This is a genomic window from Acidovorax sp. LjRoot194 (assembly GCF_964253015.1).
In the GTDB taxonomy this organism is placed as follows: Bacteria; Pseudomonadota; Gammaproteobacteria; order Burkholderiales; family Burkholderiaceae_C; genus Acidovorax.
Window position 1 is genome coordinate 103,981 of record NZ_CAXUQB020000001.1, and the last position, 24,341, is coordinate 128,321.

Here is a 24,341-nt window from a genome sequence, read left to right on the forward strand (position 1 = left end):
GATGGTGGTACCCCATAACGACGCGCTGCGCAGCCAGCTGCAGGCAGGCGCAGAGGCTTTGGCCCTGGGCCTGGGTGACGCCCAGATCACGCAGTTGATGGACTTTCTGGCGCTGCTGCAGAAGTGGAACAAGGTCTACAACCTGACCTCGGTGCGCGACCCGCAGGAGATGATGACGCACCACCTGCTGGACAGCCTGGCGGCGGTGGCGCCGCTGCGCCGGCATGTGGCCGCGCTGGAGCAGCAGGGCATGGCGGCAGGCACGGTGCGTCTGCTGGACGTCGGCTCGGGGGGCGGGCTGCCGGGAGTGGTGTTTGCCATTTGCTGCCCGGGGGTGGATGTGAGCTGCGTGGACACCGTGGGCAAGAAGGCGGCTTTCATCCAGCAGGCGGCAGTGTCCTTGAAGCTGCGCAACCTGCATGGCGTGCATGCTCGGGTGGAGACGTTGACGACCCCGTTCGACATCATCAGCTGCCGTGCGTTTGCTTCGCTGCAGGACTTCGTGACCTGGTCGCAGGGCGCACTGGCCACGCCGCACGGTGTCTGGCTGGCCATGAAGGGCAAGCACCCGGAGGATGAAATCGCGGCGTTGCCTGCGGCAGCCAAGGTGTTTCACGTGGAACAACTGACTGTGCCGGGCCTGGAGGCCGAGCGCTGCATCATCTGGTTGAAGCCGGCCTGAGGGGCTCCAAGGGTTTTTGAACGGGCGCCGATGCGCCAATAGGCAGCTAATTGAGGGCCAGGGCAGGATGGTCGCTTAAACTCGGCTGCTCGTCGTGGATGCACCTTCCGCAGCACCCACCCAGTACACCGGGAGAGATCTTGTTCGGCATCGCAGACTACGGCGCCTTTGTCGCCGCCATCGTGTTGTTCCTGGCCATTCCCGGCCCCGGCAATCTGGCGCTCATCACCTCGACCAGCAAGGGCGGCGTGCGGGGTGGCCTGGGTGCGACGATGGGTGTGATTGCGGGTGACCAAGTGCTGATGTGGGCGGCGGTGGCCGGTGTGGCCACTTTGCTGGCCACGTACCCTACAGCCTTCAACGCAGTGCAGTGGCTGGGCGCGGCCTACCTGGCCTGGCTGGGCTTCAAGATGCTCACGGCCAAGCCTGGCGCCAAGCCCATCCTGAACATCGAGCCGCGCCACTACTTCAAGCAGGCGGCGCTGATCACCTTGCTCAACCCCAAGGCCATCGTTTTCTACATGGCGTTCTTTCCCCTGTTCGTGGACCCGGCGCGCCACCAGGGCATGCTGACCTTCGGCGTGATGGCCGCCACCGTCGCCGCACTGACGTTCGCGTACGGCCTGATCGCCGTGCTGCTCACCCACTTTCTGGCCGAACGCATGCGCGCCAATCCGCGCATCGGCCGGGGGCTGGAAAAGCTGGCCGGCGTGTTCCTCATCGGCTTTGGCATCAAGCTGGCCATCTCCAAATAAATCCTACTCACCCATATGCATACGAACGGACAAACCAGTTTTGCCGCCGGGCCGCCCCAAGGCAAAACGCGGCCCCCTCGGGGGGCAGGGAGTAACACGAAGTGCACGACCGTGGGGGCGACATTCTGATGGCCAAGATCTTTTGCGTTGCCAACCAGAAAGGTGGGGTCGGCAAGACCACCACCACCGTCAACCTGGCCGCCGGGCTGGCCAAGATCGGGCAGCGCGTGCTGATGATCGACCTGGACCCCCAGGGCAATGCCACCATGGGCTCGGGCGTGGACAAGCGCAGCCTGGAGCTCACGGTGTACGACGTGCTGCTCGAATCCGCCTCGGTGAAAGAAGCCGCGGTGCACTCGGACAAGTGCGGCTACTGGGTGCTGGGCGCCAACCGGGAGCTTGCGGGCGCCGAGGTTGAGCTGGTGACCCTGGAGCACCGCGAAAAGCGCCTGAAGGCCGCGCTGGCCGAGGTGGACGGCGACTACGACTTCGTGCTCATCGACTGCCCGCCGTCCCTGTCCATGCTAACGCTCAACGGCCTGTGCAGCGCGCACGGCGTCATCGTGCCTATGCAGTGCGAGTACTTCGCGCTCGAAGGGCTGACCGACCTGGTCAACACCATCAAGCAGGTGCATGCCAACCTCAACACCGACCTGCAGATCATCGGCCTGCTGCGCGTGATGTTCGACCCGCGCATCACCTTGCAGCAGCAGGTGAGCGACCAGCTCAAGGGCCACTTTGGCGACAAGGTGTTCAACAGCGTGATCCCGCGCAACGTGCGCCTGGCGGAGGCGCCCAGCTACGGTCTGCCGGGCGTGGTGTTCGACCCGGCGGCCAAGGGCAGCCAGGCGTTTGTCGAGTTCGCGCAAGAGATGGTCGAGCGCGTGCAGACCATGCCGGCACCGGGAACGGTGCAGGCAACGGCAGGGTCAGCGCCAGATTCCGTGGTCAAAATGGCCCCTACCGCTTGATAGGCGAGCGCTAGCAGCTACTAAATTCATAGCAATGAAGGCATCCAACATCTTGCTCTTGCCTGGCTGGCAGAACTCCGGCCCCGGCCATTGGCAAAGCCGCTGGGAGGCCGTGCACGGCTACCACCGCGTGGAGCAGCACGACTGGATGCGCCCGCTGCGCGGCGACTGGTCGGCCCGGCTGGAGGAGAGCGTGGTCGATGCCGACGGCCCCGTGGTGCTGGTGGCGCACAGCCTGGGCTGCATCCTGACCGCGTGGTGGGCGGCGCATTCGGCCAACGCCCACCGCGTGCGCGGCGCGCTGCTGGTGGCCCCGGGCGATGTGGAGCGGCCCGACCTGGCCGCGCAGATCCACGGCTGGGCGCCCATTGCGCGGCAGCCCTTGCCGTTCCCGGCCCTGCTGGTGGGCAGCCGCACCGACCCGTACTGCATCCTGGAGCGTGCCCAGGGCATGGCGCAGGGCTGGGGCGCCCGTTTTGTCGACTACGGCGAGCGGGGCCACATCAATGCAGAGTCGGGCCTGGGCGACTGGGACGAAGGCCATGGCTGGCTGCAGTCGCTCGCGCAGGAGTCGTCGGCGGCATGACATTCACCCCATGGCCGTTCTTCAGGCGCCGGGGCGCTGTGCCACCTCCTGCTGCCGCCCCTGCCGCTGCGCCCGCAGCTGCCCCACGGCGGATGGCGCCTTTCTGGCTGGGCGATGCGCTGCAGGCGGTGCTGGCCTGGCTGCTGCCCAGCAGCGCGGTGGTGGTGGCTGCGCTGGGACAGTTCGTGCTGGCCGCCGTGCTGTGCATCGTGGCCTGCGGCATCTGGCTGCGCCTGTGGCGCGGGCGGGTGCGCAGGCGCAGGGCAGGGCGCCACACAGGCTGACGCTGCCTGCCTGCACCGGTTTGCACCGGCCTGTCTTGAGGCAGCCCTCACCTCCACACGCTCCCCCATTTCCCTGGCTACCCACCATGTCCCAGACCCATCTTCTTTCCGTCGCGCAGACTTTGCCCCACGCCTGGCGTTCCACCATCGTGGGCCGGGCGGCGGGCGCCAACGTCAAGGTGCTGCGCATGGATGCGCTGGCCTACCCCGACGAAACCCACGACTTCGACGAAGCCCTGCTGGTGCTGGACGGGCAAATGAACCTCGACCTGCAAGGCCGGCGGGTGCAGGTGGGCGCGGGTGAGGTGTATATCGTCCCGGCCGGCATCCCGCACGCGGTGGCCGAGGGCAGCCACGGCACGCTCGTGATCATCGACCGCTGAGCGGCGCTGATCGGCATTCATCGGCACCCATTCTTTCCATCCATCTTCCGGACACTCACCCATGGTCACCAAGAAACCCAAGGGCCTCGGCCGCGGCCTCGAAGCATTGCTGGGCCCCAAAGTCGCTGAAAAAGCAGAGCAGGCGCAGGCCGCCGAAGCCGGCCTGCCCAACACCCTGCCTCTGAGCGAGATGGTGGCCGGCATGTACCAGCCCCGCACCCGCATGGACGAAGGCGCGCTGTACGAACTGGCCGAGTCCATCAAAGCCCAGGGCATCATGCAGCCCATCCTGGTGCGCCGCCTGTCCGAGGGCGACAACGCCGGCAAGTACGAAATCATCGCGGGCGAGCGGCGCTTTCGCGCGGCCCGGCTGGCGGGCCTGGACACGGTGCCGGTGTTGGTGCGCGACGTGCCCAACGAGTCCGCCGCGGCCATGGCGCTCATCGAGAACATCCAGCGCGAAGACCTGAACCCGCTGGAAGAAGCCCACGGCCTGCAGCGCCTGATCCGCGAGTTCGGCCTCACGCATGAGCTGGCCGCGCAGGCGGTGGGCCGCTCGCGCAGCGCGGCCAGCAACCTGCTGCGCCTCTTGAACTTGGCCGACCCCGTGCAGACCATGCTGATGGCGGGCGACATCGACATGGGCCACGCGCGCGCGCTGCTGTCGCTCGACCGCGCCGCGCAGATCACGGCGGGCAACCAGATCGCGGCCAAGAAGCTGTCGGTGCGCGAGGCCGAGGCCCTGGTCAAGAAGATCGGCGCCGAGTTCAGCCTGGTGCCGCAAAAGCCCCAGAAGGAAAAGTCGCGCGACCTCAAGCGGGTGGAAGAAGAACTCTCCGACCTGCTCATGGCCGAGGTCGAAGTGCGCGTAAAGAAACGCGTCAAGCGCCACGGGCGTGTGGAAGACATGGGCGAGCTGGCGATCCAGTTCGGCTCGCTCGAAGCGCTCAACGGGCTGATCGAGCGCTTGCGGAAGTAGGGCGCCTTCGGGGCTCGGGTGACTGGCGCAGCGGCACCCAGGCTCTCGGTTCGCAGGGATTAGACGTGGGGGTAGGGCAGGCACAGCGCTCTGCCTCAGCAAGCGCGCTCTCGAGCCTGTGTACAGGGCCCTAAGTGGTGAAAATTGCAAGCCAGCCTCTGCAAACCGTGCACCGTGCTGGCGGGTTGTTGCTTGCCCACCCGTTGTGTGAAATAGCGCACATAAGCAGTTTCCACACGTAACTTGCACAGGCAAAATGTGGGACTGCGGGGCCTACACTGCGCTGCGGTCAACACTCCCGGGTTGTCCGCAAGGCCTCTCCAGCACCGCAATCCCCATTGGTGCGTGCTGCAAGTCCACGATGGTTTGCCGGGTGATCGATGCACCTCCTGGAATCCACAGACCATGCCCTCTTTCGCGTTTCGTTCGTCCCCCCGCAAGCCCCGCGACCGGCGTGGTTCCGGCCTTGCCGCCGGTGCGCGCACGAACGACACAGGCGCTCCAGGCTCACCCGCCATGCCCAGCCCTGCAGGGTGCGCTGATGGCTGGGTAGCCTCCTCTGGCAACGCTCTGCGTCGGCCGTTCGGCCGCTGAAACGCCAACCGATGCTGTCCCTGCGCATGCCCTGGCCCCTGCCCGCGTTGATTGCGTGGGCTTGCGCCTGGCTCGTGTTTGTGGCGCTGCAGCGCGCAGCGGTGCCGTCCGTCGCTGCGCTGGGCGTGGCCTGTGTGCTGGGCACGGCCGCCAGCCTGCTGGGCGGCAGCTGGTGGCGGCGTGGGTTGATTGCTGCAGGGTTTCCGCTGTCGCTGGCGCTGCTGGGCGCAGCGAGCCTGCCCACCTGGGCCTGGCTGGTACCCCTGGCACTGTTGCTGATGGTCTACCCGCTGAACGCATGGCGCGATGCGCCGGTGTTCCCTACGCCCCCGCATGCGCTCAAGTCGCTGGCATCGCAGGCGCCGCTGGCGCTGGACGCCCGCATTCTGGATGCCGGCAGCGGCCTGGGCGATGGCCTCAAAGCGCTGCGCCAGGCATATCCGGCCGCGCAGCTGGAGGGCGTCGAGTGGAGCTGGCCCCTGCGCCTGCTGTGCGCCCTGCGCTGCCCGTGGGCCTATGTGCGCCGCGGCGACATGTGGGCCGTGGACTGGAGTCCTTACCGCATGGTCTACCTGTTTCAGCGCCCTGAAAGCATGGCCCGCGCCGCCGCCAAGGCCGAGGCCGAGCTGGCCCCTGGCGCCTGGTTGGTGAGCCTGGAGTTCGCGGTGCCCGGCGTGCTGCCCAGCGTGCAGTTGCGCGTGCCGGGCGGGCGCGTGGTGTGGCTGTACCGCCTGCCCCTCAACCGTGTGGAGGCCTGAAATGGCCCACGTCGCAAAGATTGCACGGGTTGAGAACGGTTACAGAAAAGATACAAGCTTTTGCTACATTGCGTGCCTGGCTACAACCCCATACAAAACAACCAAGAAACTCACAGCCAGAGGTGGTTGCCAGCAGCACGACACAGCGCCGAGAGGGGGCGCACGTGCAGCCAGCAGCGTCCTCATCCGGTATTTCCGTCCTGCACACACAACCCCCCGGGCATTCACGGCAACGCGCGTTCGCAGCGGCGCCAGCGTGGAACAGGGGCGCTTTGCGCGTGGGCGGTGCCGGGGTTTTCTGGTGCGCAACCGACCGTCCTGCTAGGAACATCATGACCACCCAACTGTCCCGTTTTCGTCCACGCCTGCTGTGGGTGCTGACGCTGAGCGCTGCCCTGACCGGCTGCGCCACCATGCAGAGCCACGACAAGCTGGCTACCGACATGCAGGCCGCAGGCCGCACAGGCGGCATCCCTGCAGCGCTGGCGCAGCTGGAGAGCACGGCCAAGTCCGAGGATGAAAAAACGGCGCTGCTGTACAACATGGAGCGCGGCGAACTGCTGCGCATGGACCGCCGCTACCCCGACAGCACCAACGCCTTCCTGCTGGCCGACACCAAGGTCAAGGAATGGGAAGAAACCGCCAAGACCAACCCCAGCAAACTCATGGGCACCGTGGGCGCGGCGCTGATCAGCGAACGTCTGAAGGTCTACGAAGGCCAGGACTACGAAAAGGTGTGGGTGACCACGCGGCTGGCCTTGAACCGCATGGCCGTGGGCGACTTCGAGAACGCCCGCGTGGACATCAAGCGCACGCACGAGCGCGAAGCCATCATTGCCGAGTTCCGCGCCAAGGAAACCCTGGCGGCTGAAGAAGAAGCCAAGTCCAAGGGCGCGACCTCGGGCGGCAAGGAACTCAACGGTTACCCCGTCGAGACGCTCAACGACCCCGAAGTGCTGGCGCTCAAGAACGGCTACTCCAACGCCCTGAGCCACTACCTCGCGGGTTTCCTGTACGAAATGCTCAATGAGCCCGGCCTGGCAGCGCCCGGCTACCGCAAGGCCATCGAGCTCAAGCCCGAAACCGGTGTGCTCGAAGAAGGCCTGCGCGGCCTGGACACACGCACCGGCTTCACCTGGAAGCGCCGCCAGCGCATGACGGACGTGCTCTTCATCGTCGAAGCCGGTGACGCACCTGCCCGCAAGCCCAAGGCCTTCACACTGCCCGTGCCCACGGGTCGCGGCCTGGTCACGGCCAGCATCTCCTACCCGGTGATCGAGCCCTCCAAGGACGCGCTGCTCAGCACCATCTCGGCTGCCGGCACCAACCTCAAGCTGGAAAAAGTGGTGGACGTGAACGTGATGGCCCGCCGCGCGCTGAAAGACGAAATGCCCGGCATGGTGCTGCGTGGCTTCACCCGCGCCGTGGCCAAGGGCGTGCTGCAAAACGAGCTGCAAAAGCGCGGCGGCCTGGTCGGCGGCCTCATCGGCGCGGCAGCGTCTGTCACCACCGAGCAGGCTGATGACCGCATGTGGCGCATGCTGCCCGGCCGCGTGTACGTGGCCCGCGGCTACCTGCCGCCGGGCGAGCACGTCGTGACCGTGAACGGCCGCGCACTGCCCCAGCCCATCAAGATCGATGGCCAGTACGCCCTGGTGCCCCTGCGCCTGTACGACAACAGCGTGCTGAGCGGCGACGTGGCCATGCTCGGCCAGCTGCCCACCGTGGCCGCTGCATCGCAGCCCGCTGCAGAGCCTGCCGCCACGACCCGCACCACGACGACGACCACCACCAACAACCGCGCCCGCCAAGTGCCCAAGTCGGCGGTCAAGTCCACCTCGACCAAGCCCGCGCCTGCCGCGAAGAACTGAAAACCACCATGTCCTACATCCAAGGAGCCTCTGGCATGAGAACCCGTATCGCCCTTGCTGCTGCTGCACCTGCCATCGCGTGCGCGGCGCTCACCCTGACCCTGGCCACCGCGGCCAGCGCCCAGCTGCACGACCCGGCCACCCCGCTGGCCGTGGCCTCCAAGGTCGCCCTGCGCGGCGAAGCCAACAGCATCGCCGTGCGCGAGATGCGCATCGTGCGCAAGAACGACATCCTGGTGGTGCAGGCCGACATGGCCAACATGGGCCGCACCGACCGCACTGTGTTCTACCGTTTCAAGTGGCTGGACAACGTCGGCAACCAGGTGGGCGACGGCGAGTCCTGGAAGCAGATGAGCGTGCTCGGCCTGGGCCAGCAGACCGTCAAGAGCGTGGCCCCTACCGCCGCAGCGGTCGACCTGCGCCTTGAAATGAACGTCGAGCCCCGCTGAACCAGCGTTGCCCATCGAAATATTGTTGAGTGAGGAGTAGAAAACCATGACAAAGAACACCATCCGGCGCAGCGCGCTCGTCCTGGCCTTCGCGGCCAGCACTCTGGCCCTGTCGGCCTGCCAGAACCTGTCTTCGCCCACCGTGCGTTTTGACCGCCAGGTCAACTACGGAGACGCCAAGGCTGTGGAGCTGGTGACCAACGAGTTCGGATCCACCGACCTGCAGATGATTGCCGAGAAGATGACCGGCGGCCTGCTGGAAACCGGCATCTTCCAGGGCCGCCCTACGGTGACGATCTCCACCGTGAAGAACAAGACCAGCGAGTACATCGACACCACCAACGTGATGAACTCCATCCAGACCTCGCTGGTCAAGTCGGGCAAGGTGCGCTTCGTGCGCTCCATCAACGAAATGCAGCAGGGCGTGGACGAACTGCAGCGCCAGAACCAGAGTGGCCTGTACAAGCAGGGCACCACCGCCAAGGTCGGCCAGATGACCGCGGCCAAGTACTCCATGGAAGGCGAGCTGACCAGCATCGTCAAGCAGAACAACGCCACCAAGGACGTGTACTACAAGTTCACGCTGAAGCTGTTCGACGTGCAGGAAGGCACGATCGAATGGCAGGACGAAAAAGAGATCCGCAAAACAAGCAAAAGGTAAGAAGCCCCCCTGAGTCGCTGCGCGCCTTCCCCCGAGGGGGACGCCACCCGTGGCCTGGCGGAGCCAGTTCCACGGTGGCGCTGGCGGGCGGTGCGCTCACTTCATGCGGCGTGGGGTCCCTCCGGCGCCGTCCGAATGAATCATTGAAGACGCTCACAAGGAGCACACCATGCAACGCAGAACCACCCTTCACACGGCCCTGGCCGTGATCGCCGCCACCACCATGGCTTGGGGCGGCAACGCCTTGGCGCAGCAGCCCGGCGCGGCGCCCAAGATCGCCGTGACCGACCTGGCCTACGCCCAGCGCGTGTCCGAGTACTTCCTGGCCGGTACCTACCAGCGCAGCAGCCAGATGAGCGCGCAGGCCAGCCACGGCGGCGGACACAGCCACGGCATGTACGGCGGCTCGGGCTCTTACTCGGGCCAGCAGTCCGTGCAGGCGTCCGAGCAGGCCAGCGGCACCTTCGTGGCCGGCCGCTACAGCTACATCGAGCAGCGCGAACTCGGCGGCTACACCAACGACATCAAGGGCGCCATCCTGCAGGGCACGTACTTCCGCCTGGTGCAGGGCAAGGGCTTTGACGCGGGCAAGCCCCAGCCCAGCAAGGCCGAGCAGGTGCTCAACCAGGTGCAGGGCGGCAAGATGGCCACGCCCCAGGTGCAGCCCCAGGTCAACGACGTGATCAGCCGCATTCGCAAGGGCGAGTTCAATGGCGCTGACTACGTGCTGTTCGGCGTGGTGTCGAGCATCGACTTCACCGACGCGCTCTCGCCCCTGCAAGGCACCACCAGCGCCACGCGCCAGTACGGCCTGCAGCTCCTTGTCGACTTCTCGCTGATCAACACCAGGACCTACGAGATCAAGGCCGCGTTCTCCGCCCAGGGCGAAGGCAACGACACCAAGATCCTGTCGATCCGTGGCGACATCGCTCCACCCAACCGTGCCAAGGTAATGCGCGAGACTTCGCTGTCGCTGGCGCAGGACGTGTACCAGCAGATGGCCATGCAGCTGGGCTACACCGACGCTCACCTGGCGCGCGGCGTGCGCCCGGCTCCGGTGTACCAGCAGGGCGGCCAGCCCATGCCTGTGCCCCAGCCGCAGCAGCCTGAGCAAGTCATTATCTTGAAATAACCCCTTGAGCGGCTTTGCCGCTTCCCCCAAGGGGGACGCCACCCGTGGCCTGGCAAAGCCAGTTCCACGGTGGCACTTGCCTGGGGCGTGCCAGTGCGGGGCGCTGTGCCATAGTGTTTGACGGCATTTCTGAGGACATTGCGGCCATGCCAGACTTCGGTGTGCACCACGCCCGGCAACCACCGCTCCAAACCCTTTCCTTTCGGTCGTCCGCCGCATCGCTGCGGCCCCGGGCCAGCCTTGTGCTGGCCTTTTGCATGGTGCTGGGTGTGGCGGGGCTGCTGACCGGGTGCGCGGCGCCGGTGCAGGTTGATGCATCGGCAGTGTCTGAGACCATGGCGGGCGGGTATGAACCCGCTTCTGCCGATGACGCCGACGCTGCTGCAGTGGCTGCAGCGCAGGGCGAGCACTTCGTGCGCCGGTCGCTGCCAGGTGCGGACGGGGCCACGACGCTGCAGGTCCTCACGCGCGACGCGCGCACCGCGCCGTTACGTTACCGCGTGATCGTCATCCCGGGCTCCGGCTGCGCGGGCATGGGGCCGATCGCCGAGCGCTACTTCGCCAGTCTGCTGCACGCGCAGGTGCTGGTGCTGCACAAGCCCGGTGTGGACCCGCAGGCACGCACGGCCCCGGGCGATTGCGCGCGGGACTTTGTGCTGCACGACCGCCTGTCCGCCTGGCTCGCGCATGCACGCGCTGCCCTGCAGGCCGATGCGCAGCAGCGCGCGCGGGAAGGCGGGCCCGCGCTGCCCCAGCTGCTGGTCGGCATCTCCGAAGGGGCCGAGCTCTTGCCCGCCCTGGCGCCCGAAGTGCCGCAATTGGCGGGTCTGGTGATGCTGTCGGCCAGTGGGCTCGATCCGCAGGAGGCGGGCACGCTGCAGGCGCAGCGCCTGGGCGCGCAGGCGGACTGGGACGCACTGGCCCGCAGGGTGGCCAGCCGCCAGCCCGACACCGTCGTGGCACAGGGCCGCAGCCTGGGCTACTGGCGCGACCTGTGGAGCTGGCCGCTCACGCTGCCGCTGGTGCACAGTCCCTGGCCGCTGCTGCAGGTGTGGGGCGCCGACGATGCGCTGGTGCCTGCTGCGGCCTACGAACGTTTTGCCGGGCTGGCCGCGGTGCGCACCGTGCCGTACTGCGCGCGCAGCCTTGCCGGCGCCGACCACGGCCTGCAGCGCCGCACTGCCGATGTGGCCGCCGACGGTGTGCAGCAGGTCTGGGCCTGGACCGAGCAATGGGCACGCACCCCGTCCGCCGGGCTGTGCGCGCCCCTGGGGCGCTAGCTGGCAATGGCGCAGCACCACGTTGCACCGCAGCCTTGCGATAGAGCGAAAGCGCCTAGCGGGAATGCGCAGCTTGGTTGGCAACACGGTGGACACTGGCGGTTCTGGCCGTGCCGCGGGGGCTTGGGTCAGCCTGGACGCGGCGGCTTGGCGCGCACCGCTGCGCTGTGTTTAAGCCTTGGCCTGGCCCTGCTGGCACCTGCCGCGTTTGGCCAGACCATGCCTGCTCCCACATGCGGTGATTTCCTGGCAACGCTGCGGCACAAGCCGCCGGGCCTGGAATGGACGGGCTGTACCGAAGACCACTTTCACCAACTGCGCGCCCTGATAGCCACCTACCGCGTGCCGGGCGCGCAGGCCGCCGCTGTGGAGCGCTACCTCGCGCGCCGCACCGGCATGGCGCGCCTGCACTTCGTCTGCTGCGGCTGGGAGCCCCGCAGCCGCCGGGGCCGCGAGGGCGCTGGCAGCCTGTCGGGTCCGGCCGAGGCCTACATTGTGGAGATGAGTGCGGGCGAAACCCTGGTCACGCGCCGCAGCGACTGGGCGCAGATCCCGTGGTTCGAGGTGCGCGTCACGCTGCCGCTGGAGTCGCCGTAGCCCCGGCGCTTCCGTTCAGCGCGGCCGGTGCATCTTGAACAACTGCTCCGGCCCCACCGTGAAGTAGTCGGCCGGGCCCCCGGCGCGCAGGATGTGGCCGGCGTTGGCGGTGTCATACACGCCGTCCTTGAGCAGCCGCTTGTCGATGTGCACGGCCACCACCTCGCCCAGCACCAGCCAGGTGGGCACCTGCACGCCATCGGCGCCCTGCAGCTGCAGGATCTGCGTGCTGCGGCATTCGAAGGCCACGGGGCTCTCGGCCACGCGCGGCGGGCGCACCTGCGTGGACGGCTGGGGCGTAAGGCCCGCAAGGGTGAACTCGCTGACCTCGGGCGGCGCGTTGGCGCAGCTCTGGTTCATGGCCTCGGCCAGGTCGCGCGTGGCCAGGTTCCACACGAACTCGCCGGTCTCCTGCACATTGCGCACCGTGTCCTTGAAACCGATGCTCGCAAAGCCCACGATGGGTGGCACGTAGTTGAACGCGTTGAAAAAACTGTAGGGCGCCAGGTTGGTGGCGCCCGCCGCGCTCTGCGTGGAGATCCAGCCGATGGGGCGCGGCCCCACGATGGCGTTGAACGGGTCGTGCGGCAGGCCGTGGCCTTGGCGGGGTTCGTAGCTGTGGATGTCGGTGGCGGTCATGTCGTGCGTCGCAAAGGCAAGGGTGAGTCCATCGTAGGCGCTCGGGGCGCCCGGCGCAGGCCTGGGGTCATGCGGACAACGTATGTGGCCCTATGGTTTGAAATGCTATAAAAATAGTAGCTGGTAGCGCTTGTGCAGCAAGCGCTAGGCCGCATTTTTGCCCATCAAACCGCTTGGCGGCTGTCCCATGGCCGTCTTGAACATCGCCGAAAACGCGCTGTCGCTCGCGTAGCCACTGGCCGCCGCCACCTGGGCCACGGGCTCGCCGCGCGCCAGGCGGGGCAGGGCGTGGGCCAGCACCGCCTGGCGGCGCCACTGCGCAAAACCCATGCTGAACTGCGCGCGGAACAGGCGCGCCAGCGTGCGCTCGCTGGCGCCGCTGTCGGCCGCCCAGTCGTGCAGCGTGGCGTAGCGGCCCGGCGCGTCCAGCACGGCCTGGCACAGCGCACGCAGGCGCTTGTCGCTGCCCGGCCCGGGCAGGGGCACGCCCAGGGCCAGGCTTTCGGCGTGGCCGATCTCATCGAGCACCAGACCGGTCAGGGCCGCCATGCGCGCGGGGCCGGGCGGCGGGCCGCCCACCGGGTCCAGCGCGGACACCAGCTCGCGCAGCAGCGGCGTCACCGCCATCACGCGGCAGTGGGCCCCCACGGCCGGCACTACGCTGGGGTCGATGTACAGCGTGCGAAAGGCCGCGGCCTCCAGCACCGCCACCGCATGCAGCGCGCCGGGGGCGATCCACACCGCGCGCGAGGGCGGCACGATGTACGCCGTGGCGGCGGCCGCGGCGTGCACGCTCACCTGGATCACCCCGCTGGCGCAGTAGGCCAGCTGCCCCCAGGCGTGGCGGTGGGGCTCGAAGTGCATGTCGGCCGGCATGTCGCGCGCCCGCACCCGCACGGGGCTCTCGGGCGTGGGGGTGAACGGGTCGATGTCTCCAAGCGGAGCGGCTTGGCTGGTGCGGGCCATGGCGGGGTTGGCAAAAAAAGCGGTGTGTTGCGCTGGCGGTCTGCCGCAGACCGACGGTTTGGCGCAAATTCGCCGAAACCTGTCGTTCCGTCGCATTCCAGAAACCGGGGCCCAATACTACGATGCCCCCATGACCACCGCAAACGCCACCAGCCTTCCGCCTGCCCCCATCCCGTTGCGCGCTGACGCCAGCGTCATCGGGCTGGTCGGCATCGCCCACCTCATCAGCCACTACAGCCAGCTGCTGCTGGCGCCGCTGTTCCCGTGGCTGAAAGACGCGTTCCAGGTCGGCTACACCGAACTGGGTTTCCTCATGACCATCTTCTTCGTGGTCTCGTGCGCGGTGCAGGCGGGTTCGGGCTTCGTGGTGGACCGCTTCGGGCCGCGGCCCATCCTGTTCGGCGGCCTGGCGCTGTTGGGCTTGGCGGCCTTCGGCTTTGCGGCCAGCACCAGCTACGCCATGCTGGCCGCGTTCTCGGTGCTGGCGGGCATGGGCAACGGCGTGTTCCACCCGGTGGACTACACGCTGCTCAACCGCCGCGTGAGCGCGCCGCGCCTGGGGCATGCGTACAGCGTGCACGGCATCACCGGCAGCCTGGGCTGGGCGCTCGCGCCCGCCATGCTGGTGCCGATCGCCATCGCCACATCGTGGCGCGTGGCGCTGGTGTGTGCGGGCGTGCTGGCGTTCTCGGTGCTGCTGGTGCTGCTGGTCAGCCGCCGCCACCTGGCACTGCCACCCCTGCCTGCGCCGAGCCCTGCGGCCAAGTCCGCCGCCACGGGTGCGGCGGGGCAGGGCGGCAACTTCGCTTTCCTGCGCATCCCGGCCGTGTGGATGTGCTTTGCGTTCTTCTTCTTCTACGCCGTGGCGCTGAACGTGGTGCAGGCCTTCGCTCCCGAGGCCGCGCGCCAGCTGCACGCCGTGCCCGTGGCGTTGGCGGCGATGTGCCTCACGGTCTACATGGTGGCCAGCGCGGGCGGCATGGTGCTGGGCGGCTTTCTGGCGGCTGACCCCACCCGCTGCGAGCGCATCGTGGGCATCGGCTTTGGCCTGGCCGCCTGCGTGGCCGTGGCGCTGGCACTGGTTCAGGTGCCCGGCGTGCTGGTGCCGGTGCTGTTCGGCGTGATGGGCTTTTGCGCGGGCATCGCCGGCCCGTCGCGCGACCTGCTGGTCAAGCGCTCCACGCCCGAGGGCTCCACCGGCCGCGTCTACGGCATCGTGTACTCGGGCCTCGACATCGGCCAGGCGCTGTCGCCGCTGCTGTTCGGCGTGCTGCTCGACCAGGGCCGCTTCACGGCTGTGCTGCTGGGGCTGGCCGTGGTGCAGGGCGTGCTGATCGCCAGCGCGTTCAATGTGCGCCGGGTGCGCAGGACGCTGGCGCCAGCCGCGGCCTGAGCGGGGCCGGGCAGGGCGGCAGCCTGCCACGGGGCCCAGGGGGTGGATCTCGATGAGAATGGCGGCGGCCTCTTTCATTCATCGGCCTGTCCATCCCACTGCCAGGAGATCCACCGTGTCCACCATGCCCCCGTCCGGCGCCGTCGTTTTTGCCAAGGATATTCAGCGGCTCGCTGCGTTCTACGAGCAGCTGTGCGGCCTGACCGTGGTGCATGCCGAGAGCGACCACATCGTGCTGGAGTCGGGCGCGGTGCAGATCGTGGTCCACGCCATTCCGAAGCGGATCGCCCGGACCATCACCATCACGCAGCCGCCCGTGGTGCGTGAGGAGACCCCCATCAAGCTGTTCTTCGCCGTGCCGGACCTCGCCCAGGCCCGGCTGCGGGCTGCGGAGCTGGGCGGGCAGATAGCGCCTGCAGGCAAGGAATGGGAGGCCCGGGGCTTTCGGGCCTGCGATGGCCATGACCCCGAAGGCAACGTGATCCAGCTGCGCCAGCGCCTGGCCTGACGCGGCCGGGCCGGCGCGCAGAAAAAGGCAGGGTGCCAGCACGGAGTGCGCCGATGTGCTGCAATGCGCTCCGGTCCCGGCAGGCAACGAACAACCCAGCCGCCGGGCACTGACCATTCTTTCCCTGTGCTTGACCCCATCCCCAGACCAGAAACCTTGCCATGACCTCTCCCCTGTACAACGCCAGCGTCCCGGTCCTTCGCCAGATGCTGAACTCGCTCAAAGACATCCTGGCCAAGACCGAGGCCCACGCCACGGCCCGCAAGATCGAGCCCGACGCCCTGCTGCAGGCGCGGCTGTTCCCGGACATGTTTCCCCTGGCGCGCCAGGTGCTGATCGCCTGCGACTTCGCCAAGGGCGTGGCGGCGCGGCTGGCGGGTGTGGACGTGCCCTCGTACCCGGACGCGGACCGCCCCGGTTTTGCTGATCTGAACCAGCGCATCGACACCGTGCTCGCCTTCATCGCGAGCCTGCCCGTGGAGGCCTTTGCCGATGCCGCCACGCGCACCATCATCCTGCAGGCCGGCACGCCGAAGGAAAAGCAGTTTGTGGGCGAGCAGTACCTGCTGCACTACGGCCTGCCGCAGTTCTTCTTCCACGTGACCACCGCCTATGCGCTGGCCCGCCACAACGGCGTGGAGCTGGGCAAGCGGGACTACATGGGCAAGGCCTGAAGCCCCCTGAGCCGCTGCGCGGCTTCCCCCTCAGGGGGACGCACCCAGTGGCCCGGCGAAGGTTCTATGGTTTGAGTCAAGCGCTTGGGGTGATGCGATGAGCATCAAACGGCTTGCCCGATCGCCACACAGCAAAGGCAATGCGCAGCAGCTTGCGCGCCAGCACGACCAGGGCCTCGGTGCTCTTGAGACCCCGGGCGCGCAACGCCTGGTAGGTCGCCGCAAACGTGACCGTGTGGCACGCCGACATCGCCGCCATGAACATCTGGTGGCGCAGCGCCGGATTCCCTCGCTTGGACAAGTGCCTGCGCCCCCTGCTACGCCCAGAGTCGTGGGCCCGGGGATCCAGCCCGCTGTAGGCCACCAGCGCATCACAGCTGCAAAACGCCACGCGATCGAGCACGGTGACCAGCAACGCGCTCGATTGGGGACCGATGCCCACGATGCTTTGCAGCAACGTGCGAGCGCGGTGCAACTGCTCTTGCTCTTTGATCAACTGCGTAATGCGCCCATCGATGGTGTGCAGCAAGGTGCCAAAGGCGTCCTCCAGCCCCGCGGCCGCCTGCGCGATGCTCGTGCTGCAGTCGCGCAGCGACTGGCGCAGCGCGGTGCGCTTGGTCACCACCGTCCAGCGCTGGCCCATCAACTGCTCCAGTTCCGCCTGACAGGCGCTGGGGACACAGTGCGGGTGCAGCCGCTCGTGGTGCTCGGCCAGGTAGCGGGCAATGATCCGGGCATCCACCCGGTCGGTCTTGCCGCGCGCGCCCAGGCCCTTGGCGTAGAAGTACACATCGCGGGCGTTGAGCACGAACACCGTCAAACCCATGCCGGCGGCCAGGGTGGCCAGCAGCTGGTGAAAGCGGCCGGTGGACTCCATGGCCAGGAGCGCGCCAGGGGGCAGGGTGTGCAACCACTGCACGATGGCAGTGGACTCGTTAGAGACGGCAAGGCAAGCGTCCTGGCCGTGGGTGGCCACGACCAGCTCAGCCTTGGAGACGTCCACGCCGATGAAACAAAGGGGTACTTGCATGATGAGATTCCTCCAATGAACAATGACGATCGTTGGGGTGGAATCCCGCCACAGGCGTTAGCTTGCTTACAGATCGGCGCTGAGGTGCGGCTCAGTTCCTTATCGACGCTCAGGGGCGGGGTGGGGGCTATCTTCGCCAGTCGGTCAAAGCCGATAGCCGGTACTCAGGCCCTCCACCCCAACACCTCCACCATACAAGCCGGTTCCACGGGAAGGACTGGCTGCCCCCTGAGCCGCTTCGCGGCTTCCCCCGAGGGGGACGCACCCAGTGGCCCGGCGAAGCCGGTCCCACGGGTGCACTGGCGTTGGGGCGCGCCAGTGTTTGAGGGCGTGGAGGAATCGGGCTTGGGCAGCCACGCCTCCCGATATTTCACAACCCGTTCGGGCTGAGCTTGTCGAAGCCGGTGCGCAAACGTTGCACCATCAAGCCCTGAGTTCAGCGAGCAATCTGTGGGTGACGGCGGTTACCTGGCCACGCCAGCGGGACTGCGGCGCACCCAGGCAATCAGCACCCCCAGCACGCGGGGCCGCCACGACAGCGTGAACGCGATGGTGAGCGCCGCGCCCGCGAGCGCCATGAACCATACCAGCGACGCCATCGATGCGTGGTCCACGGCCAGGCACAGGGCCAGGGCCACGAGCAGGCCGGTGGCGCCCATCCAGCGCAGGGTGCGCACGGTGTGGCGCTGCAGTGGCTCGGTGCCGCGCACCTGCTCCCAGTGCGCGTCCATCGACAAGGCCAGCCATCCGAGGCTGATCACATTGACCGCCACGGCGGCGGTCAGCAGCAGGGCGTCAGGCACGGGCGGTCTCCAGCGCAGCGGCGGCGCCTGCATCTGTGCCAGAGGGGGTCAACTGACCCTGAGCGCGGCGATGGAGCTTGCGCGCGGCGAGCACGGCGATGGCGCTGCTGGCCAGGATGGCCAGGTCCACACCGGCCACCGGCCAGTAGCCGTTGCCGATGGTGCGCAGCAGGTGGTCGCCGGTGGTCACCCAGTTGAGCAGCACCGCGGCCACGCCCAGCACGGCGATGGCCCAGCACTGCTCGGCCCAGGCCGGTGCCATGCGGGCGCTGGCGACGGGGGCGGTGCGCCAGATGCCGTGCGCAAACGCCAGGGCCCAGGCGCCCCAGAAGATGGCTTGTTCCCAGTCTCCGCGCCCGGCGAGGTCTGTGGGCAGCAGGCGGTTGCCGATGAGCATGGTCAGCGCTGCGATGACGATGCCCGTCACGGTGGACACCGCGAACGCATCCACCCAGCGCGCACCGGTCACGCCCTGCTTGGCGTGCTGGCGCTTGCGCTTTTCCACGAAGAAGATGAAGCCGGTGGCAATGCACACGCAGCCCGACAGGCCGCCCAGCACATACAGCCAGCGCAGCAGCCAGTGGCGAAAGTGCTGCAGGTGCAGGCCGGTGAGGAAGGTGTTGACGCTGGCCACCGCGGTCTGGGGCGGGTCCTCGCGCAGCACGTCGCCGGTGCTGCCCTTGAAGTGGATGCCGTTGCCCACCAGCGCAATGCGGTCGGTGCCGGCGCGGTAGATGCTGACGTACGCGTTGGCATCGCCCACGTGCCGCACCACCAGAAAGCCCACGTCGCCCGCCATGCCCTGCGCGGCCCATCGGCGCTGGGCTTCGGTCACCATGGTGTCCACGGAGGCCAGGGTGCCCGGCACGTTGGCGCGGTCGTGGGGCAGGCCGGTCTCGGCGGCCTCGTGTTTTTCATGCAGCTCGTGCAACGGGTGCAACTGCGTGTGCGTGATGGGGAAGTACGTGCCGCCAAAGATCACCAGCCCCGAGAACGCGAAGATGAAGTGAAACGGGAGCGCTACCACGCCCGTGAGGTTGTGCAGGTCGAGCGCGCTGCGCTGCGTGTGCTTCTTGGGCCGAAAGGTGAACAGCTCGCGGAAGATCTTGCGGTGCATCACCACGCCGCTGACCAGGGCCACCAGCATCATCAGGGCTGCGAACCCCACGATCCAGGTGCCCAGGCTCTTCCAGTTCAGGTTCAGGCTGTAGTGCAGCGGGTAGAAGAACTGGCTGCCGATCTTGAGGTGGTCATCGGGCAGCGAGGCCCCTGAGCGCGGGTCGATGGTGCGGTTGCCCCAGACCATGTCCTCGGGGTCCTTGGCGTTGGGCAGCTCGTAGCCCGCAAACAGGCCCAGCACCGGATCGCGGTGGGTGGTGTAGGCGCTCCAGGTGTTGATGACCGGAAAGCTCTGCGCGATGGGCCCGTTCACGCGGCTCTTGGCCGCCTCCACGTTGGCCGCATCGGGCTTCATGTCCTGGAACACCGGCTTCAGGATCTTGTCGAACGAGGGCATCGGCTGCGGCTCGAACCGGGTCGCAGGAATCGCCCAGCGGTCGATCTCGCGGTCGAACACCGACAACGAGCCGAAGAAGAAAACGACCATCAGCACGAAGCCCAGCACCAGGCCAAACCAGGTGTGCAGCCAGGCCATGGTGAGCCGGAAATTTTGAAACATGGGACCTATCTCCTCAAGGCGTGCAGGTCACAGAATGGCGCGCTGCACCAGCCAGGCCGCGCCGGTCATCACCGCGCCGCCACCCGCCAGCACCAGCCACACGCGCTTGACGCTCGCCGCCGCAAAGGCCCACACAAAGGCCACCAGAAAGATGATGAAACCCACGATGTAGCCCAGCGCCTCGGCGTCGTGGAACTCCATGCGGGCCGCGAACAGCAGGCCGATGGCCAGCGCGATGAAGCCCCAGGTGAAGGCATAACCGCCCAGCACCCCCGCTGCGATGCGCGAAACGATGTTCAGGCGGGAGACTGCGCTGGTGGCCATGGGTGCGAAGATGCGAGTGGGATTGTGGATGAGACTGATTCGTAATTATGCCGTCCCTCGACCGATTACCCCATGGATGCCATGGTGATTGGGCGTCTTGCGGCGGCTGTGCGGCGCGCCGGAGGCGGGCGCTCTGCGCGCGTTTCGCAGGCCGCGTGCCGTCCTAGAATCGGCATTTCCGGTACCCCGGTCCCGCGCGCCGCCGGCGTGCGGTGGCGCGGGTCTCTTCTCCACCACCTCCTGTCACGCCAATAAGAATGAAACGATTGCCCACCCTTGTGGAAGGTTTGGACGAGATCCTCAACGGCGGTCTGTTCGAGGGCGGCGTGTACATCTTCGAGGGCCCGCCCGGGGTCGGCAAGACCACGCTGGCCAACCAGATCGCCTACACGCTGGCCCGGCGCGAGATCCGCACGCTGTACGTCACCATGCTGGCCGAATCCCATGCGCGCATGCTGCAGCACATGGAGCAGCAGATCTTCTTCGACCAGCAGGAAGTCAGCGCCACCGTGTTCTACGTGAGCGGCTACCGCGAGCTGGAGCAGGGCGGCCTCAAGTCCGTCGTCGAGCTGCTGCGCGCCGAGCTGATGCGCCACCGGGCATCGCTGCTCGTCATCGACGGCCTGGTGGTCAACAGCCTGGAGACCATGACCAACGACTCCGTGCGCCAGTTCGTGCACGAGCTGCAAAGCCTGGTCAGCGCCATGTCCTGCACCAGCCTCGTTCTCACCAGCGGCAACGGCAACGCGCTGAGCGCAGAGCAGACCATGGTGGACGGCATCTTCTCGTTCGAGGACCACGGCTTTCATTGGCGTGCAGAGCGCCGCATGCAGGTGCGCAAGTTCCGCGGCAGCCAGATCATCCGCGGGCAGCACACGTTCTGCATCTCCACGCAGGGCCTGCAGTTCTTTCCGCGGCTGGAGAGCCTGCCGCTCACCGGCACCCACGCGAAACTGGGCAAGACCGCCATCTCCACCGGCATGCCCGCGCTCGACGGCGTCCTACACGGCCGCGGCATCCTGACCGGCAGTGCGTCAGCGGTGATAGGGCAAACTGGCACAGGAAAAACCACATTGGCTCTGGCCTTTGCCGCCTGCTCCACACCCGACGCGCCAGGCTTGGTGCTTTCGTGCACGGAACTGGGCAGCGACCTGCGCCAGCTCGGCTCGGAACTGGGGCTCGGCATCGAGGCCGCGGTCGCCTCCGGGGCCCTGTCGATCAGGAACCTGGGACACGAGGACGAGTCGATGGACGAGATGGGCCACAAACTGCTGCGATTGGTCGATGAGCTGAAGATTCGGCGGCTGGTCGTGGATGGGGTTGCCGGGCTGGCGGACACCCTGGCGTTTCCGGAGCGTGGCTACCGGTTCCTGGGCCGGCTGCTCATCGAGTTGCGGCTGCGCGGTGTGACATCGTTGTTCACGGTCGATCCGGATGCGCTGGCCGTGGCGGCAGGAACGCCGCTTGCAGATGGCGTGACGGGCTGGTTCGACAACGTTTTCACGTTCGAGACGGTGCCCACGCGCGACAGAAAGGTGGACCAGCGTGTCCTCACGATCGGCAAGGTGCGTGGAGGCGGCGGCGGGGCCACGCAGTCGACCGTCGATTTGTTCGTTTCATTCTCCAAGGCCGCTGAGCCCTCAGCCGTTTAAATGAAAGATCGTCTCGATGAAACTAGTTCTGATTGTCGAGGACGAATATGGGAACGCCGAAGTGCTGCAACTCCTGCTCGAAGCGGAGGGCTATCGCGTCGCCGTGGCGTCCAATGGCAAGCACGCGCTGGACATACTGCAAACCGGTGAGCACCCTGCGCTGATCCTGTCGGACTTCATGATGCCCATCATGAATGGCGGTGAGTTCGGCACCGTGTTGAAGCAACATGCCACGCTGGGCCAGATCCCATTCGTGTTCATGAGTGGAACCAGCGAGGACGTGGTGCGGCGCGTCTTCCAGGGCTACGACGCCTTCCTGGTCAAGCCTATCGAGCTCGACAGCCTGCTGGCCGTCGTCAAGCGCTTGGTAGAAGAAGGTCCGCAGCGCCAGTCCAGCGCCGAACGGGTGGAAGCATCGACGCGCCAGGTGCTGCAAGGCATGCGCGTACCACCCCGCGACTGACGCGGCCCCGTGCCGCGCTGGTGCACCCCATCGCGGCGTCACGGCCATCGCCGTGCCATGCCAGAGTGATGTCGGCGATCGCGGCGATCGCATCGCCTGCGTTGACGGGTCAGACCACGCTGCGGTGCCGCTCGATGCAGGTGTCCAGCGTCTCCTCGCCCGTGCGCTGCCACCAGTCCAGCGCCGAGAAAATCTCCACCTCGGAATAGCCCGCAAAGCCCGCAGCCTCCACCCACTGGCGGATCTTCTTTAGCTCGATCACGCCGTCGCCCATCATCCCCCGGTCACTGAGCAAGTCGCGCGTGGGCAGGCGCCAGTCGCAGACGTGAAAGGCCAGCAGGCGCTCCTTGCCGGCGCGTGCGATCTGCTGCTGTAGCTTGGGGTCCCACCACACGTGGTACACGTCCAGGGCCACGCCCAGCGCGGCTTGCCGTGCGTCTCCAGTCGCGCCGGTGGCGAGCGGGTCCAGCGCATCGCAGATGTCGAGCGCGTGCTCCAGCGTGTTGATGCAGGCGCGGTCGGCCGCCTGCATGGGGTGCAGCGGCTCGATGGCCAGCGGCATGCCCACCTGGCGCGCGTACTCCAAGGATGCGGCGATGCCGTCGACCACCTCGCTGCGTGCACGGGCGAGGTCGGTGTAGTGCGGCGTGCCGTCGAGCGCCCCGGGCAGGGCGCCCACCACCAGCACCAGGCAGGCGGCGTTGAGCGTCTTGGCCTCGTCGATGGCGCGGCGGTTATCGTCGCGCGCGGCGCGCAGGCCCGCTGCGTCCGCGGCCGGAAAGAACCCCCCGCGGCAGTAGCCCGACAGCTCCATGCCGTGGGCGCGCAGTTGGCGCGCGGTGGCATCGAGCCCGGCCGCCGCCACCTGGTCGCGCCAGGGGCTGATGGCGCGGATGCCGCGCTCCGCGCACTGGTCGATGATGTGTGCGAGCGGCACTTCCGCACCCTGCTGCTTGCGCACGGTGGCGGTGTTGATGGAGAGCCAGCGGTGGTCTTGGGTGAAATCGCGCATGGTGGTCAGGCGCTCACGCCGTGCAATGCCAGCAGATGGCCCATGCGCTGCACCGCCAGTTCGGGCTGCTCCAGCAGGTCGGCCTGGTCGGCCAGCCGGAACAGCTCGGCAAAGTGCACCAGCGATCGCGTGCTCTGCTGCCCGCCCACCATGGTGAAGTGGCTCTGGTGCCCGTTGAGCCAGGCCATGAAGACCACGCCGGTTTTGTAGAACCGCGTGGGCGCCGCGAAGATGTGGCGCGACAGCGGCACGGTGGGTCCCAGGATGGCGTGAAAGCGCGCCGTGTCGCCCGCGGCCAGGGCGGCCAGCGCCGCGCTGGCGGCCGGTGCGATGGCGTCGAAGATGCCCAGCAGCGCATCGCTCTGGCCCTGGCGCGGCGTGCCGCCCGCGCCGTCGCCGGCGATGAGTTCCGCGTAGTTGAAATCGTCGCCGGTGTACATGCGCACGCCCTGGCCGTCGGTGCCGCCGGTGGCGGGCAGGCGGCGGCGCATGGCGACTTCCTTGTCCTTGTCGAGCAGCGAGATCTTGATGCCGTCGACCTTGTCCGGGTGTGCGGCGATCACGGCCAGGGCGGTGTCCATGGCCGCATCCACGTCGCGCGAGCCCCAGTAGCCCGCGAGCGCCGGGTCGAACATGTCGCCCAGCCAGTGCAGCACTACGGGCTGCTGTGCCTGCGACAGGATTCGGTCGTACACACGCTCGTAGTCGGCGGGGCTCTGCGCCACGCGGGCCAGCGCCCGGCTGGCCATCACGATGAGCTTGCCGCCCAGCTTCTCGATGGCCTCCATCTGCTCTTCGTAGCCGCGGATCACGTCGTCCACGGACTTCACCTCGTCCAGCACCAGGTGGTCCGTGCCGCAGCCCGAGGCCACCAGCGCGCCGGGGCCGAAGTCGCGCGCCGCGTCCAGCGAGCGGCGGATCAGCTCCAGCGACGTCGGCCAGTCCAGCCCCATGCCTCGCTGCGCGGTGTCCATGGCCTCGGCCACGCCCAGGCCCAGCGACCACAGGCGCTGGCGGTAGGCAATCGTCGCGTCCCAGTCCACCGCGCACTGCAGCCACGGGTCGATCGCGGCCAGCGGGTTGGCCACCACGTGGGCGGCCGAGTAGGCGATGCGGTTGAACGCCGCGCCCTGCTGCGGCACGACCGGCGGGCGGCCTTGCAGGGTGTAGGGGCTGATGCGGCCATCGGCCGTGGGCAAGGGGAGGCTAAGGGCCAT

General features: G+C 67.7%; 27 protein-coding genes. 19 read left to right on the plus strand and 8 right to left on the minus strand.

Annotation, left to right across the window (positions count from 1 at the left end):
* Window position 1 precedes the first annotated feature (1 nt).
* The 14 genes from rsmG to ACSQ3N_RS00540 all read left to right on the plus strand — a co-directional run bounded on the left by rsmG (window position 2) and on the right by ACSQ3N_RS00540 (window position 11,982).
* A complete protein-coding gene (gene rsmG / locus ACSQ3N_RS00475) occupies window positions 2-682 on the plus strand; it encodes a 16S rRNA (guanine(527)-N(7))-methyltransferase RsmG (protein WP_436147900.1) in 681 nt (226 codons plus the stop codon).
* Between the two features lie 140 nt (window positions 683-822).
* The gene (locus ACSQ3N_RS00480; RefSeq protein ID WP_056171646.1) at window positions 823-1,437 is read left to right on the plus strand and encodes a LysE family transporter; all 615 of its coding nucleotides are present in this window, start codon (window positions 823-825) and stop codon (window positions 1,435-1,437) included.
* A 128-nt stretch (window positions 1,438-1,565) separates the two neighbouring features.
* Complete coding sequence (locus tag ACSQ3N_RS00485; protein WP_436145332.1) at window positions 1,566-2,408, plus strand: ParA family protein; 843 nt, start codon at window positions 1,566-1,568, stop codon at window positions 2,406-2,408.
* 34 nt (window positions 2,409-2,442) lie between these two features.
* Window positions 2,443-2,994: an RBBP9/YdeN family alpha/beta hydrolase gene (locus ACSQ3N_RS00490; RefSeq protein WP_436145333.1), complete on the plus strand. Its 552-nt coding sequence runs from the start codon at window positions 2,443-2,445 to the stop codon at window positions 2,992-2,994.
* Window positions 2,991-3,278, plus strand: coding sequence for a hypothetical protein (locus ACSQ3N_RS00495; protein ID WP_056171651.1), 288 nt, complete (start codon window positions 2,991-2,993; stop codon window positions 3,276-3,278). Before ACSQ3N_RS00490 ends, ACSQ3N_RS00495 begins: the two co-directional genes overlap by 4 nt.
* An 86-nt stretch (window positions 3,279-3,364) precedes the next feature.
* Window positions 3,365-3,661 (plus strand): cupin domain-containing protein, encoded by a 297-nt coding sequence (locus ACSQ3N_RS00500; RefSeq protein ID WP_436145334.1) that lies wholly within the window; start codon window positions 3,365-3,367, stop codon window positions 3,659-3,661.
* Between the two features lie 61 nt (window positions 3,662-3,722).
* Window positions 3,723-4,640, plus strand: a complete 918-nt coding sequence (locus ACSQ3N_RS00505; RefSeq protein WP_436145335.1) for a ParB/RepB/Spo0J family partition protein — start codon at window positions 3,723-3,725, stop codon at window positions 4,638-4,640.
* Window positions 4,641-5,245: 605 nt separating this feature from the next.
* Window positions 5,246-5,992 carry a hypothetical protein gene (locus tag ACSQ3N_RS00510; RefSeq protein ID WP_056171657.1) on the plus strand — a complete coding sequence of 249 codons (747 nt, stop codon included), beginning with the start codon at window positions 5,246-5,248 and terminating at the stop codon, window positions 5,990-5,992.
* Window positions 5,993-6,324: 332 nt separating this feature from the next.
* Window positions 6,325-7,863, plus strand: a complete 1,539-nt coding sequence (locus ACSQ3N_RS00515; RefSeq protein ID WP_436145336.1) for a COG3014 family protein — start codon at window positions 6,325-6,327, stop codon at window positions 7,861-7,863.
* Window positions 7,864-7,898: 35 nt separating this feature from the next.
* Window positions 7,899-8,312, plus strand: coding sequence for a YcfL family protein (locus ACSQ3N_RS00520; RefSeq protein ID WP_056171663.1), 414 nt, complete (start codon window positions 7,899-7,901; stop codon window positions 8,310-8,312).
* Between the two features lie 46 nt (window positions 8,313-8,358).
* Window positions 8,359-8,973 carry a penicillin-binding protein activator LpoB gene (gene lpoB / locus ACSQ3N_RS00525; protein ID WP_056171664.1) on the plus strand — a complete coding sequence of 205 codons (615 nt, stop codon included), beginning with the start codon at window positions 8,359-8,361 and terminating at the stop codon, window positions 8,971-8,973.
* A gap of 169 nt (window positions 8,974-9,142) precedes the next feature.
* On the plus strand, window positions 9,143-10,105 hold the full coding sequence (locus ACSQ3N_RS00530) for a hypothetical protein (RefSeq protein WP_056171666.1): 963 nt from the start codon (window positions 9,143-9,145) through the stop codon (window positions 10,103-10,105).
* A 146-nt stretch (window positions 10,106-10,251) separates the two neighbouring features.
* Window positions 10,252-11,385 carry an alpha/beta hydrolase gene (locus ACSQ3N_RS00535; RefSeq protein ID WP_436145337.1) on the plus strand — a complete coding sequence of 378 codons (1,134 nt, stop codon included), beginning with the start codon at window positions 10,252-10,254 and terminating at the stop codon, window positions 11,383-11,385.
* A gap of 219 nt (window positions 11,386-11,604) precedes the next feature.
* Entirely contained in the window at window positions 11,605-11,982 is a 378-nt protein-coding gene (locus ACSQ3N_RS00540; RefSeq protein WP_162241070.1) for a DUF4952 domain-containing protein, read from the plus strand.
* A gap of 15 nt (window positions 11,983-11,997) precedes the next feature.
* Here the strand turns inward: ACSQ3N_RS00540 and ACSQ3N_RS00545 are convergent, their stop codons facing one another.
* Together ACSQ3N_RS00545 and ACSQ3N_RS00550 are read right to left on the minus strand one after the other, a co-directional pair.
* Window positions 11,998-12,621, minus strand: a complete 624-nt coding sequence (locus ACSQ3N_RS00545; RefSeq protein ID WP_056166575.1) for a flavin reductase family protein — start codon at window positions 12,619-12,621, stop codon at window positions 11,998-12,000.
* A gap of 144 nt (window positions 12,622-12,765) precedes the next feature.
* Window positions 12,766-13,587, minus strand: coding sequence for an AraC family transcriptional regulator (locus ACSQ3N_RS00550; protein WP_436145338.1), 822 nt, complete (start codon window positions 13,585-13,587; stop codon window positions 12,766-12,768).
* 130 nt (window positions 13,588-13,717) lie between these two features.
* On the opposite strand from ACSQ3N_RS00550, the gene ACSQ3N_RS00555 reads away from it, so the two are divergent.
* The 3 genes from ACSQ3N_RS00555 (at window position 13,718) to ACSQ3N_RS00565 (ending at window position 16,162) form a co-directional block, all read left to right on the plus strand.
* Window positions 13,718-14,980 carry an MFS transporter gene (locus ACSQ3N_RS00555; RefSeq protein WP_436145339.1) on the plus strand — a complete coding sequence of 421 codons (1,263 nt, stop codon included), beginning with the start codon at window positions 13,718-13,720 and terminating at the stop codon, window positions 14,978-14,980.
* A 124-nt stretch (window positions 14,981-15,104) separates the two neighbouring features.
* The gene (locus tag ACSQ3N_RS00560) at window positions 15,105-15,488 is read left to right on the plus strand and encodes a VOC family protein (RefSeq protein ID WP_056410568.1); all 384 of its coding nucleotides are present in this window, start codon (window positions 15,105-15,107) and stop codon (window positions 15,486-15,488) included.
* Window positions 15,489-15,649: 161 nt separating this feature from the next.
* Window positions 15,650-16,162, plus strand: a complete 513-nt coding sequence (locus ACSQ3N_RS00565) for a DUF1993 domain-containing protein (protein ID WP_056166591.1) — start codon at window positions 15,650-15,652, stop codon at window positions 16,160-16,162.
* Window positions 16,163-16,238: 76 nt separating this feature from the next.
* Here the strand turns inward: ACSQ3N_RS00565 and ACSQ3N_RS00570 are convergent, their stop codons facing one another.
* From ACSQ3N_RS00570 to ACSQ3N_RS00585, 4 genes are all read right to left on the minus strand, one after another.
* Window positions 16,239-17,192, minus strand: coding sequence for an IS110 family transposase (locus ACSQ3N_RS00570; protein WP_436145340.1), 954 nt, complete (start codon window positions 17,190-17,192; stop codon window positions 16,239-16,241).
* A gap of 464 nt (window positions 17,193-17,656) precedes the next feature.
* Window positions 17,657-17,995 carry a DUF3325 domain-containing protein gene (locus tag ACSQ3N_RS00575; RefSeq protein ID WP_235503861.1) on the minus strand — a complete coding sequence of 113 codons (339 nt, stop codon included), beginning with the start codon at window positions 17,993-17,995 and terminating at the stop codon, window positions 17,657-17,659.
* On the minus strand, window positions 17,988-19,673 hold the full coding sequence (locus ACSQ3N_RS00580; RefSeq protein ID WP_056166597.1) for a PepSY-associated TM helix domain-containing protein: 1,686 nt from the start codon (window positions 19,671-19,673) through the stop codon (window positions 17,988-17,990). Before ACSQ3N_RS00580 ends, ACSQ3N_RS00575 begins: the two co-directional genes overlap by 8 nt.
* 27 nt (window positions 19,674-19,700) lie before the next feature.
* Window positions 19,701-19,997, minus strand: coding sequence for a hypothetical protein (locus ACSQ3N_RS00585; RefSeq protein ID WP_056166599.1), 297 nt, complete (start codon window positions 19,995-19,997; stop codon window positions 19,701-19,703).
* A 257-nt stretch (window positions 19,998-20,254) separates the two neighbouring features.
* Between ACSQ3N_RS00585 and ACSQ3N_RS00590 the strand changes: the two genes are divergently transcribed.
* Window positions 20,255-21,649 carry an RAD55 family ATPase gene (locus ACSQ3N_RS00590; RefSeq protein ID WP_082516871.1) on the plus strand — a complete coding sequence of 465 codons (1,395 nt, stop codon included), beginning with the start codon at window positions 20,255-20,257 and terminating at the stop codon, window positions 21,647-21,649.
* Window positions 21,650-21,665: 16 nt separating this feature from the next.
* Window positions 21,666-22,112 carry a response regulator gene (locus tag ACSQ3N_RS00595; protein WP_056166604.1) on the plus strand — a complete coding sequence of 149 codons (447 nt, stop codon included), beginning with the start codon at window positions 21,666-21,668 and terminating at the stop codon, window positions 22,110-22,112.
* A gap of 109 nt (window positions 22,113-22,221) precedes the next feature.
* On the opposite strand, the gene ACSQ3N_RS00600 is transcribed toward ACSQ3N_RS00595, so the two are convergent.
* Window positions 22,222-23,124 carry a sugar phosphate isomerase/epimerase family protein gene (locus tag ACSQ3N_RS00600; RefSeq protein WP_436145341.1) on the minus strand — a complete coding sequence of 301 codons (903 nt, stop codon included), beginning with the start codon at window positions 23,122-23,124 and terminating at the stop codon, window positions 22,222-22,224.
* Between the two features lie 5 nt (window positions 23,125-23,129).
* Window positions 23,130-24,341 carry a dihydrodipicolinate synthase family protein gene (locus tag ACSQ3N_RS00605; RefSeq protein WP_436145342.1) on the minus strand — a complete coding sequence of 404 codons (1,212 nt, stop codon included), beginning with the start codon at window positions 24,339-24,341 and terminating at the stop codon, window positions 23,130-23,132.